15 protein-coding genes are annotated in these 15,767 nt (G+C 55.9%); 8 read left to right on the top strand and 7 right to left on the bottom strand.

What is annotated here, in order from left to right; genetic code table 11:
- Positions 1–43: 43 nt before the first annotated feature.
- Positions 44–1,147 (top strand): succinylglutamate desuccinylase/aspartoacylase family protein, encoded by a 1,104-nt coding sequence (locus B498_RS11975; RefSeq protein ID WP_008501182.1) that lies wholly within the window; start codon positions 44–46, stop codon positions 1,145–1,147.
- Positions 1,148–1,261: 114 nt separating this feature from the next.
- Here the strand turns inward: B498_RS11975 and B498_RS11980 are convergent, their stop codons facing one another.
- The 6 genes from B498_RS11980 to mntR all read right to left on the bottom strand — a co-directional run bounded on the left by B498_RS11980 (position 1,262) and on the right by mntR (position 8,273).
- Entirely contained in the window at positions 1,262–2,302 is a 1,041-nt protein-coding gene (locus B498_RS11980; RefSeq protein WP_008501181.1) for an aldo/keto reductase, read from the bottom strand.
- A 104-nt stretch (positions 2,303–2,406) separates the two neighbouring features.
- The gene (locus B498_RS11985) at positions 2,407–3,930 is read right to left on the bottom strand and encodes an efflux transporter outer membrane subunit (RefSeq protein WP_008501180.1); all 1,524 of its coding nucleotides are present in this window, start codon (positions 3,928–3,930) and stop codon (positions 2,407–2,409) included.
- Complete coding sequence (locus B498_RS11990; protein ID WP_008501179.1) at positions 3,930–5,501, bottom strand: DHA2 family efflux MFS transporter permease subunit; 1,572 nt, start codon at positions 5,499–5,501, stop codon at positions 3,930–3,932. The genes B498_RS11985 and B498_RS11990 overlap by 1 nt, the downstream gene beginning before the upstream one ends.
- Positions 5,498–6,592: an HlyD family secretion protein gene (locus B498_RS11995; protein ID WP_008501178.1), complete on the bottom strand. Its 1,095-nt coding sequence runs from the start codon at positions 6,590–6,592 to the stop codon at positions 5,498–5,500. The genes B498_RS11990 and B498_RS11995 overlap by 4 nt, the downstream gene beginning before the upstream one ends.
- A gap of 101 nt (positions 6,593–6,693) precedes the next feature.
- Positions 6,694–7,803: an anion transporter gene (locus B498_RS12000; RefSeq protein ID WP_008501177.1), complete on the bottom strand. Its 1,110-nt coding sequence runs from the start codon at positions 7,801–7,803 to the stop codon at positions 6,694–6,696.
- Positions 7,800–8,273: a manganese-binding transcriptional regulator MntR gene (gene mntR, locus B498_RS12005; RefSeq protein WP_008501176.1), complete on the bottom strand. Its 474-nt coding sequence runs from the start codon at positions 8,271–8,273 to the stop codon at positions 7,800–7,802. Before mntR ends, B498_RS12000 begins: the two co-directional genes overlap by 4 nt.
- A gap of 183 nt (positions 8,274–8,456) precedes the next feature.
- Between mntR and mntS the strand changes: the two genes are divergently transcribed.
- Both mntS and B498_RS12015 read left to right on the top strand, forming a co-directional pair.
- Positions 8,457–8,585, top strand: coding sequence for a manganase accumulation protein MntS (gene mntS / locus B498_RS12010; RefSeq protein ID WP_008501175.1), 129 nt, complete (start codon positions 8,457–8,459; stop codon positions 8,583–8,585).
- A 283-nt stretch (positions 8,586–8,868) separates the two neighbouring features.
- Positions 8,869–10,452, top strand: a complete 1,584-nt coding sequence (locus tag B498_RS12015; protein WP_008501174.1) for a phosphoethanolamine transferase — start codon at positions 8,869–8,871, stop codon at positions 10,450–10,452.
- Between the two features lie 147 nt (positions 10,453–10,599).
- Here B498_RS12015 and ompX read toward each other — a convergent pair whose 3' ends face one another.
- Positions 10,600–11,118, bottom strand: coding sequence for an outer membrane protein OmpX (ompX, locus tag B498_RS12020; protein ID WP_008501173.1), 519 nt, complete (start codon positions 11,116–11,118; stop codon positions 10,600–10,602).
- A 354-nt stretch (positions 11,119–11,472) separates the two neighbouring features.
- Between ompX and rhtA the strand changes: the two genes are divergently transcribed.
- From rhtA to glnQ, 5 genes are all read left to right on the top strand, one after another.
- Positions 11,473–12,360 (top strand): threonine/homoserine exporter RhtA, encoded by an 888-nt coding sequence (gene rhtA, locus B498_RS12025; protein WP_008501172.1) that lies wholly within the window; start codon positions 11,473–11,475, stop codon positions 12,358–12,360.
- A gap of 299 nt (positions 12,361–12,659) precedes the next feature.
- Positions 12,660–13,163 (top strand): DNA starvation/stationary phase protection protein Dps, encoded by a 504-nt coding sequence (dps, locus tag B498_RS12030; protein ID WP_008501171.1) that lies wholly within the window; start codon positions 12,660–12,662, stop codon positions 13,161–13,163.
- A 362-nt stretch (positions 13,164–13,525) separates the two neighbouring features.
- Positions 13,526–14,269 carry a glutamine ABC transporter substrate-binding protein GlnH gene (gene glnH / locus B498_RS12035; protein ID WP_008501170.1) on the top strand — a complete coding sequence of 248 codons (744 nt, stop codon included), beginning with the start codon at positions 13,526–13,528 and terminating at the stop codon, positions 14,267–14,269.
- A gap of 93 nt (positions 14,270–14,362) precedes the next feature.
- A complete protein-coding gene (gene glnP / locus B498_RS12040; RefSeq protein WP_003858462.1) occupies positions 14,363–15,022 on the top strand; it encodes a glutamine ABC transporter permease GlnP in 660 nt (219 codons plus the stop codon).
- On the top strand, positions 15,019–15,741 hold the full coding sequence (gene glnQ / locus B498_RS12045; protein ID WP_008501169.1) for a glutamine ABC transporter ATP-binding protein GlnQ: 723 nt from the start codon (positions 15,019–15,021) through the stop codon (positions 15,739–15,741). The genes glnP and glnQ overlap by 4 nt, the downstream gene beginning before the upstream one ends.
- Positions 15,742–15,767: the final 26 nt, after the last annotated feature.

Genomic DNA, 15,767 nt, shown 5'->3' with positions numbered 1-15,767 from the left:
GAAAAATAAAAATCTCAACCCTATCAAATGGAAAATGACGCTCATGAAGATATCTACTAGCCGTATCGCATTCGCTCTCAGCTTAGCGTTGCCATGCTCAATGACTCACGCGGCAACGGTGTATACGGGTGATAAGGTGCAGGGGGTGCCGGTTATCTCGACTCTGGATGTATCAGACCTGACAGCAGGACAACATCGCTTCATGTTCGAGGGGGTTGAGACAGGAACAGGACAGCGCTGGTATGTCCCCATCATGGTGGCAAAAGGCAAAACGGACGGGAAGAACGTTCTGCTGCAGGCGGGCGTCCACGGGGATGAGCTAAACGGAGTGCGCATCGTACAAAAAGTGATGGAACAACTGGACCCCGCAAAAATGAACGGCAGCGTTATTGGCATTATAGGTCCAAACCGTTCTGGACTTGAAAGGGTCTCCCGGACATGGTCCGTTTCAACCGATGGGGGCGAGACGATCGACTACAACCGCGTGCATCCAGGAAAAGAAACGGGTAACCCTGCCGAGCGTCAGGCATGGATGATGTGGAATAAGGTTTACAAGGGAAATGTCGACCTGGCGATTGACTATCACACCCAGTCTACCGGAACGGCTTATCCGCTGTTCATTTATGCCGACTACCGCAATGCGGATGCCCGGACGATTGCAGAACTTTTTCCGGCCGATCAAATTAAGAAAGATCCCGGCGAAGCCGGCTCAATGGAGACAACCTTTATTCAAAATGGTATCCCGGCGATAACGGCCGAGACGGGAGAACCGAGGATTTACCAGCAGGATATGATTGCCCGGGGTGTAGAGGGTGCCCTCAATGTACTGATTCATTACAAGGTGATTGAAGGCAAAATCGGCGCAACCGCCAGCAGCAATAAAACGTATATTGGTAATGCTATCAGTTCAATACGAGCAACCACGGGCGGGTTTGCGGAAGTTTTCGTTAAACCCGGCGACACGGTAAAAGCAGGACAAGAGGTCGCCCTGCAGCGAAATGCATTCGGTGATGTTGTCGCGAAGTATTCAGCAGAGCGGGACGGCAAAGTACTGTCAGTTGGAACAGATGTCGTGAGAGAACCCCGAGCCCTGCTGGTAAGAATCCTTGAGCAAAACCCAGCGGCAACCTGCAAAGACGGTTGCTGATTCCCGCCACAGCCCATCGTTGAATCGGCAAAAGCGTGCTCAGTGAAATAAGCCGCTTTCGCCGATTTCTGTACCGATGGGCAAACAAATTTAAAAATTACCTGATGCGGAGAGTTACTGTTGCGCGAGCTGATTACGGCGATACTCCCCCTGCCGCTCCAGCATCCAGCCCGGATACTCGCGCGGCAGCGCGCTCACCGCATCCAGCTGCTTAAGCTCGTCTTCGCTGAGGCGGATCCCGGTGGCGGCAATGTTGTCGTCCAGCTGCTCAACGCGCTTCGCGCCAATGATGACGCTGGTGACGGCCTTCTGATGCAGCAGCCACGCCAGCGCGATTTGCGCGACGGAGACACCCTTGCTTTCGGCAATCACGCGCATCACGTCCACGCAGTCAAAGGCGCGATCTTTGTTCACCGGCGGGAAGTCAAACTCCAGACGGCGGCTACCGGCTTCGCTCTGCCCGTCGCGACCATATTTTCCGCTCAGCAGGCCGCCCGCCAGCGGGCTCCAGACCATCAGCCCGACGCCTTCGCTCTGCATCATCGGCACCAGCTCGCGCTCAAGATCGCGTCCGGCGATGGTGTAATACGCCTGGAGGGATGCGAAGCGCGCCAGCCCGAGGCGCTCGGAAATGCCCAGCGCTTTGGCAATCTGCCACGCCGCCCAGTTCGAGACGCCGATATAGCGCACGTGGCCGTGCTGCACCAGGTTATCCAGCGCATACAGCGTCTCTTCAATCGGCGTGGCCGGGTCGAAGCCGTGCAGCTGATAGAGATCGATATGATCCAGCTGCAGGCGGCGCAGGCTCTCCTTCACGCTGCTGATGATGTGATAGCGCGAGCTGCCGCGCGAGTTCACTCCTGCCGTCCCGGTTTCGCCAAATACTTTAGTGGCGACTACCACGTTCTCGCGCGGAATTTTCAGGTTTTTCAGCGCCTGGCCGACGATCGCCTCCGAACGCCCTTCCGAATAAACATCCGCGGTGTCGATAAAGTTGATCCCGGCATCCAGCGCGCGGCCCACCAGCTGTTCTGCTTCACTTTGCTGGAGCTGACCAATCTTGCCCCACATGCCGCCTTCACCGCCGAAGGTCATGGTGCCGAGGCAGAGTTCAGAAACGAACAGTCCGGTATTGCCCAGTTTTTGATAACGCATAACGCTTTCCTCGCATGTCGATTGGGTGTCTGTTAGTTATACCCGCCCCTCTGCCATCGCGAATGTGGCGTTCCTGTCCGTTTCTTGCCCAATCCTCTGAATATTTATCCGCGCGGGGCGTCGCCAAAGACGCTGTAGTCCGGTAATTGCACCTGCTGATACGGCTCCCAGCCGCCGCCGAGCGCCTTGTAGAGCGCCACCAGATCGAGTGCGCTTTGCACCTGCGCCTGTGCGCGCTGCTGCTGGGCCTGCGCCAGCTGCCGCTGGGCGTCCAGCACGTCGATAAAGCTGGCGATCCCCTGCCGATAGCTGTCGCTCGCCAGGTCAAAGGCGTTTTGCAGGGCATCAATGGTTTTCGCCAGACCCGCTTCACGCTGCTGGTCGGTGCGATAGCTCACCAGCGCATTTTCGACATCGCCGAGCGCAGTCAGCACCGTTTGACGATAGTCCAGCACCGCCGCCCCCTGCTGCGCGCGCGCCACCTTCACGCTGGAAACCAGTCGACCGCCCTGGAAGATGGGGATGGAGACCTGCGGGCCAAAACTGTAGAAGTGGCTGCTCCAGTCTGTCAGCCAGTTGGTTTCACTGTTGCGCAGGCCAAACTGCCCGGAGAGGGTAAAACTCGGGAACAGCTGGGCCACCGAGACGCCAATCTGCGCCGTGGCGGCATGAAGATTCGCCTCCGCTTCGCGCACGTCCGGACGGCGTCGCGCGAGCGTAGACGGAATGCCGGTTTGCACGATATCCGGCAATGCGGGCATCGGCTGCACGCTTTGTAACTCCGCATCGAGCGCACCCGGCGGCTTGCCAAGGAGGATCGCCAGGCCATTCATCGCCTGCCGCGCCTGCGCCTGGTACTGCGGCAGCTGCGCCTCCAGGTTACCCAGTTGCGCCCGCGCATTCTCCACATCCATCTGCGGCGACAGCCCGCCCCGCTGGCGGCTTTCGGTCAGATCCAGCGTCTGCTGCGCGCTTTTAATCTGGGTGTTCAGCGTGGCGATAATGCTCTGCGCCCCGCGCAGCTGGAGCCACGCGCGCGCCACTTCCGCCTCCAGCGACACCAGCGCGTCGTTACGCTGCTCGATAGCGGCTTTCTGCTGCGCTTCGGCGGCTTCCACCTGTCGGCGCACCTTGCCCCAGAGGTCAATTTCCCACTGGGCGTCGAAGCTGCCCTGGTAGAGGTTGATCGGCTGCGTCAGGGGGCCTAACGCGCCCCGCAGCTCAGGATCGACATTATCCAGCTGGTCATACACGCCGTGGGATTTCAGCTCCCCTTCCAGCCCGAGCTGCTGGCGCGTCGCCTGCAGATTGCCGTTCACCGACGGGTAAAACGCCCCGCCCGCCTGGTTAATCTGCTCGCGCGCGCCGGCGATGCGCAGCACCGTCTGCTGCAGCGTCAGGTTTCCGGCGATGGCGCGCTCAACCAGGCTGTCGAGCTGCGGCGAGCCGAAGGTCTTCCACCAGCGCGGGTTGGTCGCGGCGGAGGTCGTCTGCGATTTTACCCCGCTGTCGCCCTTATCGTTCCAGTGCGTCACGGCAGGCGGCGCGGGCGGCTGATAGTCCGGCCCGACGGCGCAGCCTGCCAGCAGCATCATTATCATCAGGGGGTGTAAACGTCTGTGTATCATCAATGTGCTCCTGCACTCCCCTCGCTCTTAACCGGCGAGAGCAACAAACAAAACGGAATCAATAGCAAGGCCACGGCGCTCAGAAGGGTAAAGACGTCGATGTAGGCCAGGAAGCGCGACTGCTCGATCATGGTCTGGTACAGGCGTCCGGTGGCAATCCCGGTGGGATCGCCCACCTGGGTCGTGAAGTTCTGGATCGCCTGGGCGCTTTCGCGTATTGCCTGCTGAAACTGCTCGTTAAACGGCGAGGCGTGGTACGCAAGGTGCGCGCTATGCGCCTGAGACCGTTCGGTGATGGCCGCCGTCGACAGCGAGATCCCGACCGAGCCCGCGACGTTACGGAACATAGTGAACAGCGCCGCCGCGTCGGCATTCAGCCGTCTTGGGATCGAAATAAAGGCAATGGTGGTCAGGGGCACAAACAGGAACCCCAACCCCAGCGACTGGGCGCTGCGGAACAGCACCAGGGTTTCAAAGTCGATATCCGGGGTCAGCGTGCGCGACCAGAAGAACGACACCGCCAGGCAGGTAAAGCCAAAGGCGATAATCCAGCGCGTCTGCACCACCGGCATCAGCTTCAGCACCAGCGGGATCGTTAATACAATCAGCACCGCCCCCGGCGACAGCACCAGCCCGGACCAGGTGGCGGTATAGCCTAAATCCTGCTGCGCCAGCTGGGGGATCACCACCGAGCTGCCGTACAAAATCATCGCCATCCCCGCCATCAGCAGGCTGGAAATTGCAAAGTTGCGGTCCTTCATGCAGTGCAGATCCACCACCGGTTTTTTGGCATACACCAGCCAGTAAATGGCACCGATAATGCCGATTAGCGTTAACACCGCGAAGGTACGGATAAAGTTCGAGTAGAACCAGTCCTCATCTTCTCCCCGGTCAAGCATCACCTGCAGGCAGCCAAGCCCTAAAGCGATCAGGCCGATCCCCGTCCAGTCGATGGTCAGCTTCTCTTTAGACTTGCTCTCCCACGGCGGATCTTCCAGCAGCTGGTAGATCGCCAGCACCGTAACAATCCCCACCGGGATATTGATGAAGAACACCCAGCGCCAGGAGTAGTTGTCGGTGATCCAGCCCCCCAGCGTCGGGCCGAGGACCGGTGCAACGATAATCGCGATGGAGGAAAGGCCGAACGCTTTGCCCCTGTCCTCCGGCTTAAAGTAGTCGAGCAGTACCGACTGCTGCGTGGGCTGCAGCCCGCCGCCAAAAAAGCCCTGCATCACGCGGAACAGGATGATCTGCCACAGCTCGGTGGCGATGCCGCAGAGGAACGAGCAGACGGTAAACATGACGATGCAGATCAGGAAGAACTGCTTGCGGCCAAATACCCGGCTCAGAAACGCCGAGATGGGCAGCACGATGCCGTTCGCGACCAGGTAGCTGGTTAATACCCAGGTGGATTCGTCATAGCTGGACGAGAGTGAACCCGCCACGTGGGGCAGCGCCACGTTGACGATGGTGGTGTCGAGGATCTCCATAAACACCGCCAGGGTGACGACAATCGCCACCGCCCACGGATTGCTGGCGGGCTTCCAGCTGTCGTGGCTGTGATCCGTCATTCCACCGTCACCTTCGGCGCGACCGACAGCCCCAGCGGCAGCGGTTTGTTCGGATCGAGCCCCTTATCAATCACGATTTTCACCGGCACGCGCTGCACAATTTTGACAAAGTTACCGGTGGCATTTTCAGCCGGGAAGGCGGAGAAGCGCGAGCCGCTGCCCTGCTGGATACTGTCAACGTGGCCCTCAAGCGCCATATCCGGCCACGCGTCGACCGACACGGTGACTTTATCACCGGGCTTCATGCGCTCAAGCTGGGACTCTTTGAAGTTCGCCACCACCCACACGTTCGGCGAAACCAGGGAGAACAGCGCCGTACCCGCCTGCACCAGCGTACCGGGCTGCACGTTGCGTTTGGTGACAAACCCGTCGAACGGGGCGCGAACTTCGGTGTAAGAGAGGTTCAGATTGGCCGTTTCCAGCTGCGCTTTGGCCTGTTCGACCTGACGCTCGCGCGCTTCAACGTTGGTTTCCTGCTGGCGGATTTGCAGCTGTACCTGCTCTGCCACTTCCAGCTGCGCCTGAGCGCTGGCCAGACCCGCCTGGGCACTGCGCAGTTGCGCATTCGCAGAATCAATACTTTGCTGGGTGGTCGCCCGCGGATCGACGCCGCGCTGGCGGCGATACTCCGCCTGCGCGTTCGCCAGATCGGCCTGCGCTTTCAGCACCTGCGCTTTGGCTTCGTCACGCTGGGCGGGATACTGCACTTTGGAGAGTGCGAGCTGCGCCTGGGCCTGGTGCAGCTGCGCGATAGCCAGCCCAAGCTGGGCCTGAGCCTGATCGCGCTGCGCGGTGGTATCACGCGGATCGATGACCACCAGCAGATCGCCTTTTTTCACGCGCTGGTTATCGCGCACCCGCAGCTCGGTGACGTAGCCTGCCGTTTTCGGGGCAATCGTCACCACGTCGCCGTCGGTAAAGGCGTCGTCGGTCGTCTCTTCGTTACGGGTTAAAAACCACCAGACCAGCGCCACGACGACCATCACCACCACGACAATGCCGAGGATAATTAACGGTTTTTTGCCCGGGCGCTTACGCTCATTATTGTTTTTATCCTGCTCGTCAGCAGGTGGAGTTTGATCTTCAGCCATAGTTCAGCAACGGTCCTGTCAGTGAGCGGCATCACACTATGCCGTTCACTAAAGCTAGGACGTTGCTATACGTTTGCCAGGAAAAACTGACAAATTGCGCACTATATGAGAAGGAATATTCCGAAACCGATCGCCGCGGCCCAAACCAGCATCGGGATTGACCAGAGATGGAAGCGCCACCAGATGCGGCGATCGTTGGCCATGCGCAGGGCAATCAGGTTGGCCAGCGAGCCGGGCAGCAGCCCAAACCCGCCGATATTCACCGCCCAGGCCAGCAGCGTGTCCGGCGGAACATAGTTGAGCAGCAGAATGGTGGAAGGCACGTTGCTGATAAACTGCGACAGGCCAATCGCCGTCAGCCACAGTCCCGGCTGAGACAGCGTGCTGACGCTGTGGAGCACGTTTTGCAGCACCGGAAGCTGAATAAGCAGATGCACATCAATAAACATCACCATAAAGACCAGCAGCAGCGTCCAGTCCACGCTGACCAGCACGCGTCGCGCGAGGACGACAAAGCCCGCGGCGACAAGCAACACGCCCGCCACCTCATACTTCAGCTCCAGCGCGAACAGAAAGACGATGTATAACCCGAGGCAGCTCCAGACCAGACGCGGCTGCCACTGCGGGCCCGTGGTGCCGCTGTGGTACTGCAGTTTTTTATCCGGAAAGGCAAACCAGCAGACCGCCAGCAGCGACAGCATCATCACCAGCGCCAGCGGCGCCATCTGCCAGGTAAAAGCGGCGAACGACAGCCCGGAACGGCCCCAGAGGAGGATATTTTGCGGGTTACCGATGGGCGTAAACAGAGAACCGGCATTAACGGCGAGCGCTTCGAAGATGATCAGCCGGCTTACCGGGATCTCGCAAAGCTTACGCAGCGTGAGGGTGAGGGGCACGATGATAAACAGCGCCACGTCGTTGGTCAGAAACGTCGACAGCACCGCGGCGGAGAACACCATAAACAGGGACAACCTGCGCTCGGTGGCAAAGCGGCGCACCATTTTACGGCCCAGAACGTCAAAATAGCCGCTCAGCTCAACCCCTTTGGTGAGCATCATCAGGCCGCTCAGGGTAATGATGGTGCGCCAGTCAATGGCAGCGGGCCAGGCCTGCGGCGCAAACGGCACAAAGAGGCTTAACCCTGCGCCAATGAGTAATAAGAGATGGAAGAAACGATCGCGTGCCAGGGCCTGCAGTCCAGGGATTTTCATTCAGCGGAGGGACCATATTTAAGGGTAAATTCGCGAAACTTCACCAGCGTCTCTTCGCTGACGTGGTGTTCCATGCCTTCCGCATCCCGGCGGGCAATCTCCGGGCTGACGCCCAGCACCAGTAAAAAATTCTCGACAAGCTGGTGGCGCTCGCGGCTCTCCTGCGCGAGTTTCTCCCCTTCCGGCGTCAGAAAGACCCCGCGCCAGGGGATCATTTCAATTAGGCCCACGGAGGCGAGACGTTTTAACATTTTTGCGACAGTTGGCTGCGATACCCCCAGCCTGGCGGCCATATCGACCTGACGCGCTTCCCCGACCTCACGAATCAGATCGGAAATGAGTTCAACATAATCATCAATCAGTTCACGCCGGTGCGCTTCTCGGACCTGGCGAAAACCTTCGACATGCTCTTCAACATTCACCAGTTGCGTCGTTTTTTTAATGGTTGGCTTACCTGCGCGACGGTTCATTGTACTTCCTCAGTGGGGTGACGCTTCCAGCGCCCGGTATCGAGAGCGCACATTGTAAACCATCCCTCCACAAGCACAAAAAATTAACGAAATAGCCATAGCTATACAATATAGCCTGTGCTATATCTGTATGTAATGCAGTCACCCTTCACGGATCGAAGGGATCAAAAATCAGGAGGTCTTATGAACGAATTCAAGAGGTGCATGACCGTGTTTACCCACTCCCCCTTTAAAGTGCGCTTAATGCTGCTGAACATGCTGTGCGACATGTTTAACGGTAAACCGCATCAGGATGACAAACCTTCCCACTAAGCGGCGTTGCGGTACGCCGCTTCATTTTCCCGTCACAATCTCGCTCTAAACTGGCTTCCAGCCGCCTTATTCCCGATCTTTTTTACGGATTTGCAATCCCCTTCGCAAAACATCTGCTTAGCAACTGTTGATATTATTTAGCGCTCGCACTATCTTCTTGCAGCCCTGCACAATTTGCGGCTCGCTGAAGCGGACCCTCATTCCCTCTCCACGCACTGTCAGGCAGGTTATGACCCTTGACGCCAGGGTGAGCACATGGCGTTTTCATCCATGATAGTGACCTATGAATGTAACCCTGATAGATACCGTTGTGACCCGCAGCCGGGCCTTAAGCCCGTGGACGGGTTTTTACTTTTTGCAGTCATTACTGATTAACTTTGCGCTGGGTTATCCCTTTAGTCTGCTCTACGCGGTGGCCTTCACCTGCATTCTGCATGTGCTATGGCGCGCCGCCCCGCGCGCGCAAAAAGCGTTAATCGGCATCTGTTCACTGGTTGCTGCACTCTATTTCCCGTTTGGTCAGGCGTACGGCTCGCCAAACTTTAATACCCTGCTGGCGCTGCACTCGACCAATATGGAAGAGTCGACGGAGATCCTGACGATCTTCCCGTGGTACAGCTACGTGGTCGGGCTCTTTATCTTCGCATTGGGCGTTATCGCCATCCGTCGTCAGCCGGGCGAGAAAAAATCCTGGGGTAAGATCGACATACTCTGTCTGGTGTTCAGCGTTGCCGTGGCGTTTGTCGCCCCCATCCAGAACATTCCCTGGGACGGTAAGCTAAGACTTATTAACATCGGCTATCCGGTTTTCCGCTTCGTGAAAGACGTCGTTGTCAATAATAAAGAGGTTCTCGACGAACAGGCCCGCATGGCTGAGCTTTCCAATATGAAAGACACCTGGAACGTGCTGGCCGTGAAGCCGAAATATCACACCTATGTGGTGGTGATTGGCGAAAGCGCGCGTCGCGATGCAATGGGCGCGTTTGGCGGCCACTGGGATAACACCCCGTTTGCGAGTTCGGTCAAAGGCACCCTGTTTACCGATTATGTCGCGGCCAGCGGCTCGACGCAGAAATCACTCGGTCTGACCCTTAACCGGGTGGTGGATGGCAAACCGCAGTATCAGGATAATTTCGTCACCCTGGCAAACCGCGCGGGTTTTCAGACGTGGTGGTTCTCTAATCAGGGGCAAATTGGCGAATACGATACGGCGATTGCCAGCATCGCCAAACGGGCTGACGAAGTGCAGTTCCTGAAAAATGGCGACTTTGAAGCTGACAAAAACACTAAAGACGAAGCGCTGCTGAAAATGACGGCGCAGGTCTTCGCCACCCCGCGCACCCAGCCGCAGCTGATCGTCCTGCACCTCATGGGGTCGCACCCACAGGCCTGCGATCGGACAGGCGGAAAGTACGCGGAGTTTGTGCAGTCCAAAGAGACCTCCTGCTATCTCTACACCATGACGCAAACCGACGACCTGCTGAGCAAGCTGTACGATCAGCTGCGCAATACGGGCGACAGCTTCTCCATGGTCTATTTCTCGGATCACGGGCTGGCGTTTAAAGAGCGCGGTAAAGAGGTGCAGTATCTGGCGCACGATGACAAGTTCCAGCAGAACTTCCAGGTGCCGTTTATGGTGCTGTCGAGTGACGATAAAACGCATCGCGTCATTAAAGCACGCCGTTCAGCAAATGATTTCCTGCAGTTTTTCTCGCAGTGGACGGGGATTACCGCCGGGCAGATAAAAAATGTTTATCCGTTTGTCTCTAACAAGAAAGCTCCCCCAGTATACGTTACCAACTTCAAGTTACAGAAAGTTGACTACAACCATCTGGGTACGGATATTTTTGATATTAAGAATAAGTAATTGCCGTCTCGTGCGGACCGATGCCCTCTCCCACGGGGAGAGGGAACCAACACTCAAAACGGCAACCTCAGGTTGCCGTTTTGCTTTTATCTTCGACAAAAAAAATCCGCCACAGTGGGCGGATTTTTTATTTAATCACCGAAGTGATTAGAAGCGGTAACCTACGCCCGCGATCCAGGTGCCAACGTCAACGTTGCGGATACGGCTCTGCTCATAGGAGAAGTCCAGAGCAACGTCCTGGATTGGGTTGAACTGCAGGCCTGCGCCATAGGAGAAGCCGTAGTCGCTGTTGCTTGCAGTGCGGTTCAGACCTTCGTTTTCGGTCTGCTGGAATTTACCGTAGCCAACACCTACAACACCGTAGATGCTTGCCCAGTCGTTCAGACGGTAAGCTGGACCAGCAGTGATACCGTAGTACTGGCCTTTGTTGTATGCGCCGTTTTCAGAACGATCTTTCTCGGTGTAGGTGAAAGAACCGATCACGCCCAGTGGGTTGTTATCCTGCTCGTAACGATACTTCAGGTTGAAACCGTTAGCTTTGTTCATCACGCCCTGATAGTCGCTCTGAGCGTAACCACCAGTAACAGTAGAAGTAGCAGCTACAGCGGTACCTGCGGAAACAGCCAGTACAGCGGCCAGTGCTGAAAGACATGCAATTTTTTTCATAACCACCTCAAATGTGATCCAAGTAAGTCCGTAAGTTTTAAATATATCAAAAAAATTTGCGAAACTCTTTGTGATTCGTGATGTCTAATGAAACCTTTCCTGTAACAGAACGTTTCCAGCGTAAGCTATCTCTTTCAAATCACATGCAATTTTCACTACTAAATGCGCATAGTGCGCGTCTGCGCCGTTACATTCATCCAGATTATTCCTAATCTGACAGGCGATAAATCCACCAGCGCTTATCCATTTTACGGATTTCACCTGCTTTTTTTTCAACAGCGCCTCAACCGTCGCCGCATATTTCCTTTACACTGCAACCTTTACCTCATTTGACATAAGCTGACAGGAGAAAGGATGCCTGGGTTATCCCGCACGTCGTCGGTCTGGTTGCCGGTTGCAGTCATACTCATTGCCATGTTGTCCATTCAAAGCGGCGCCTCGCTGGCAAAATCGCTTTTTCCACTGGTTGGCGCGCCCGGGGTGACCGCCCTGCGTATTGTTCTGGGCACGGCGATACTGGTGGTCATTTTTAAACCGTGGCGACTGCGCTTTAAAAAGGAGCAGCGTTTACCGCTGCTGTTTTATGGACTCTCCCTGGGGGCGATGAACTACCTGTTCTACCTCTCCATCCAGACGATACCGCTGGGTATTGCCGTCGCGCTGGAGTTTACCGGCCCGCTGGCGGTGGCGCTGTTCTCCTCCCGACGTCCGGTCGATTTTATCTGGGTTGTGTTGGCCGTACTGGGCTTATGGTTCCTGCTGCCGCTGGGCCAGAGTGTTTCTGAGATTGACCTGACGGGCGCAGCGCTGGCGCTGGGCGCAGGTGCCTGCTGGGCTGTCTATATCCTCACCGGCCAGCGCGCAGGGGAAGAGCACGGACCGGCAACGGTGGCGCTGGGTTCCCTGATTGCGGCCATCGTGTTTGTGCCCATCGGCATGGCGCAGGCGACAGAATCGATCTGGCAATGGTCCGTCATGCCCATCGGGCTGGCGGTTGCGATTCTCTCTACCGCACTCCCCTACTCTCTGGAGATGATTGCCCTTACGCGTCTGCCGACGCGCATATTTGGCACCCTGATGAGCATGGAGCCTGCGCTTGCAGCCATTTCCGGGATGGTGTTTCTCGGTGAAACCCTGACATTGACCCAGACGCTGGCGCTCTGCTCGATTATCGCGGCATCAATGGGATCGACGCTCACCATGCGCCCCGAACCTAAAGTTGAGAAAGTGGATATCAACTAAGGCCATATATTCTGCATGGCTTCCACGCCATGCAGAATAAAGGCCAAAAAGACAGTCGTTATAATTTCTTACACTCTGATTCCTGCCAGCTAAATATCCCTCTGCGCTGACTTCCTCATTCAGCAATTAAGATTGATCTGTATCAATTTAAAAATTATTCAATATTTTCAATACATTAATTTCTCAACCTCCTTCTCGCTATTAAACCGATAGGCACAGCCAAACCGCAGAGAAAAAATCCGGTGCTATACTTAGTTCCGTAATTACCTGGGACATAAACATCAAGAGGATATGAGATTATGAGTACCGCTAAACTGGTGAAAACGAAAGCGTCTAATCTGCTTTATACCCGTAACGATGTATCGGACAGCGACAAAAAAGCGACCATTGAGTTGCTGAATCGCCAGGTGATCCAGTTCATCGATCTTTCGCTGATCACCAAACAGGCCCACTGGAATATGCGCGGTGCAAACTTTATTGCCGTTCATGAAATGCTGGATGGCTTCCGCACAGCACTGGTTACCCACCTCGATACGATGGCTGAACGTGCCGTTCAGTTAGGCGGCGTGGCGCTGGGTACCACACAGGTGATCAACAGCAAAACCCCGCTGAAAAGCTATCCGCTGGATATCCATACCGTTCAGGATCACCTGAAAGAGCTGGCGGACCGCTACGCGATTGTGGCGAACGATGTGCGCAAAGCGATTAGCGAAGCGAAAGATGAAGATACCGCAGATATCTTCACCGCCGCGTCCCGCGATCTGGATCAGTTCCTGTGGTTCATCGAATCTAACATCGAATAATTCATACGAATTTTCTATCAAACCCTCGCCTTCCGGTGAGGGTTTTGCACATCTATGGTGCACGTTTTTTGCCTGAGAACGTGCAAAAGTGAAGAAATTGTAATAATCACCTCACACAACCGTTAACGGAAGATTGTTTTTTCGTCAGAATTTACGCTAAATATCTCCCCGTCAGTTGAGCCAAACGAGGCGCACCAAAACAGTGCTCCACTTTGGTGCAATAAAACCTCATTGCCCCATTTATTGTGCAATGCATGACATCATCCCCTTTGCAAAACAACAGCTTGTAAAGTTGGCACGATTTTTTCATTGTGCCACCTGTTCTCGCAGGGGATCGCCCCGTGGATATAAAAGGAAATGCTATGAAGTCTGTATTAAAAGTTTCACTGGCTGCACTTACCCTGGCTTTTGCGGTGTCCTCTCAGGCTGCCGACAAACTGGTTGTGGCGACCGACACGGCGTTCGTTCCGTTTGAATTCAAACAGGGTGATAAATACGTTGGTTTTGATGTGGATCTGTGGGCCGCAGTCGCAAAAGAACTCAAGCTGGATTACACCCTGAAGCCGATGGACTTCAGCGGCATCATCCCGGCGCTGCAAACCAAGAACGTTGATCTGGCGCTGGCGGGTATCACCATTACCGACGAGCGTAAAAAAGCGATCGACTTCTCTGACGGCTACTACAAAAGCGGCCTGCTGGTGATGGTCAAAGCCGATAATAACGACGTAAAAAGCGTGAAAGATCTCGACGGCAAAGTGGTGGCAGTGAAGAGCGGCACCGGGTCAGTTGATTACGCGAAAGCGAATATCAAAACCAAAGACCTGCGCCAGTTCCCGAACATCGACAATGCGTACATGGAGCTGGGTACCGGCCGCGCTGACGCAGTGCTGCACGACACGCCAAACATCCTGTACTTCATCAAAACCGCGGGCAACGGCAAGTTCAAATCTGTGGGCGAATCTCTGGAAGCTCAGCAGTACGGTATCGCCTTCCCGAAAGGCAGCGACGACCTGCGCACGAAAGTTAACGGCGCGCTGAAAACGCTGAAAGAGAACGGCACCTATAACGAAATCTACAAAAAATGGTTCGGTACCGAGCCTAAATAATTTCACCTGAATTCAGGTTTGTAACGCCCGGTGGCGCTGCCGCTTACCGGGCCTACATTTTTCGTTTTTCACCACGGTATACAGGAATACATCATGCAGTTTGACTGGAGCGCCATCTGGCCTGCCATTCCACTCTTGCTTGAAGGCGCTAAAATGACCCTGTGGATTTCGGTCCTGGGTCTGGTTGGCGGGTTGATTATCGGTCTTGTCGCCGGTTTCGCCCGCACCTACGGTGGCTGGATTGCAAACCACATCGCACTGGTTTTCATCGAAGTGATCCGCGGCACCCCCATTGTCGTGCAGGTCATGTTCATCTACTTCGCCCTGCCTATGGCATTCACCGACCTGCGCATCGACCCGTTCAGCGCCGCCGTCGTCACCATTATGATCAACTCGGGCGCCTACATTGCGGAAATTACCCGCGGTGCGGTGCTGTCGATTCATAAAGGGTTCAGTGAAGCCGGTCTGGCATTAGGCCTTTCACGTCGCGAAACGATCCGCCACGTTATTCTGCCGCTGGCGCTGCGTCGCATGCTGCCACCGCTGGGTAACCAGTGGATCATCAGCATTAAAGATACGTCGCTGTTCATTGTTATCGGCGTGGCCGAACTGACCCGTCAGGGGCAGGAGATCATTGCTGGCAACTTCCGCGCGCTGGAAATCTGGAGTGCGGTGGCCGTTGTCTACCTGATCATTACTCTGGTTCTGAGCTTCGTTCTGCGTCGTCTTGAAAGAAGGATGAAAATCCTGTGATTGAATTTAAAAACGTTTCCAAGCATTTTGGCCCAACCCAGGTGCTGCACAATATCGATCTGAACATCAAACAGGGTGAAGTGGTGGTGATTATCGGGCCATCCGGCTCCGGTAAGTCGACCCTGCTGCGCTGCATCAACAAGCTGGAAGAGATCACCAGCGGCGATCTGATTGTCGACGGTCTGAAGGTGAATGACCCGAAAGTGGATGACCGTCTGATTCGTCAGGAAGCGGGCATGGTGTTCCAGCAGTTCTACCTGTTCCCGCACCTGACGGCGCTGGAGAACGTGATGTTTGGCCCGCTGCGCGTGCGCGGTGCCAACAAAGCGGCGGCAGAAGCGCTGGCGAAAGATCTGCTGGCGAAAGTCGGCCTCGCAGAACGCGCCCATCATTACCCTTCCGAGCTGTCCGGTGGTCAACAGCAGCGCGTGGCGATTGCCCGTGCGCTGGCGGTCAAACCGAAGCTGATGCTGTTTGATGAGCCTACGTCCGCACTCGACCCGGAGCTGCGTCACGAGGTGCTGAAGGTCATGCAGGATCTGGCGGAAGAAGGGATGACGATGGTTATCGTGACCCACGAAATCGGCTTCGCGGAGAAAGTGGCGTCCCGCCTGATCTTTATTGATAAAGGCCGTATCGCGGAAGACGGTAACCCGCAGGAGTTGATTGCGAATCCGCCGAGCCCGCGTTTGCAGGAGTTCCTGCAGCACGTCTCCTGATCCCTCGCGTTACGCTAAGCCGGGCC

It is taken from the genome of Enterobacter sp. SST3, from assembly GCF_000286655.1.
Lineage (GTDB): Bacteria > Pseudomonadota > Gammaproteobacteria > Enterobacterales > Enterobacteriaceae > Enterobacter > Enterobacter roggenkampii.
Note: the sequence above shows the minus strand (reverse complement) of the source record. Positions and strands in the feature narration are given on the sequence as shown.

What these genes read in the sequence shown, in the direction of transcription:
- B498_RS11975 (WP_008501182.1), top strand. Translation starts at nt 44, where the DNA reads ATGAAGATATCTACTAGCCGTATCGCATTCGCTCTCAGCTTAGCGTTG.
- B498_RS11980 (WP_008501181.1), bottom strand. Translation starts at nt 2,302, where the DNA reads ATGCGTTATCAAAAACTGGGCAATACCGGACTGTTCGTTTCTGAACTC.
- B498_RS11985 (WP_008501180.1), bottom strand. Translation starts at nt 3,930, where the DNA reads ATGATACACAGACGTTTACACCCCCTGATGATAATGATGCTGCTGGCA.
- B498_RS11990 (WP_008501179.1), bottom strand. Translation starts at nt 5,501, where the DNA reads ATGACGGATCACAGCCACGACAGCTGGAAGCCCGCCAGCAATCCGTGG.
- B498_RS11995 (WP_008501178.1), bottom strand. Translation starts at nt 6,592, where the DNA reads ATGGCTGAAGATCAAACTCCACCTGCTGACGAGCAGGATAAAAACAAT.
- B498_RS12000 (WP_008501177.1), bottom strand. Translation starts at nt 7,803, where the DNA reads ATGAAAATCCCTGGACTGCAGGCCCTGGCACGCGATCGTTTCTTCCAT.
- mntR (WP_008501176.1), bottom strand. Translation starts at nt 8,273, where the DNA reads ATGAACCGTCGCGCAGGTAAGCCAACCATTAAAAAAACGACGCAACTG.
- mntS (WP_008501175.1), top strand. Translation starts at nt 8,457, where the DNA reads ATGAACGAATTCAAGAGGTGCATGACCGTGTTTACCCACTCCCCCTTT.
- B498_RS12015 (WP_008501174.1), top strand. Translation starts at nt 8,869, where the DNA reads ATGAATGTAACCCTGATAGATACCGTTGTGACCCGCAGCCGGGCCTTA.
- ompX (WP_008501173.1), bottom strand. Translation starts at nt 11,118, where the DNA reads ATGAAAAAAATTGCATGTCTTTCAGCACTGGCCGCTGTACTGGCTGTT.
- rhtA (WP_008501172.1), top strand. Translation starts at nt 11,473, where the DNA reads ATGCCTGGGTTATCCCGCACGTCGTCGGTCTGGTTGCCGGTTGCAGTC.
- dps (WP_008501171.1), top strand. Translation starts at nt 12,660, where the DNA reads ATGAGTACCGCTAAACTGGTGAAAACGAAAGCGTCTAATCTGCTTTAT.
- glnH (WP_008501170.1), top strand. Translation starts at nt 13,526, where the DNA reads ATGAAGTCTGTATTAAAAGTTTCACTGGCTGCACTTACCCTGGCTTTT.
- glnP (WP_003858462.1), top strand. Translation starts at nt 14,363, where the DNA reads ATGCAGTTTGACTGGAGCGCCATCTGGCCTGCCATTCCACTCTTGCTT.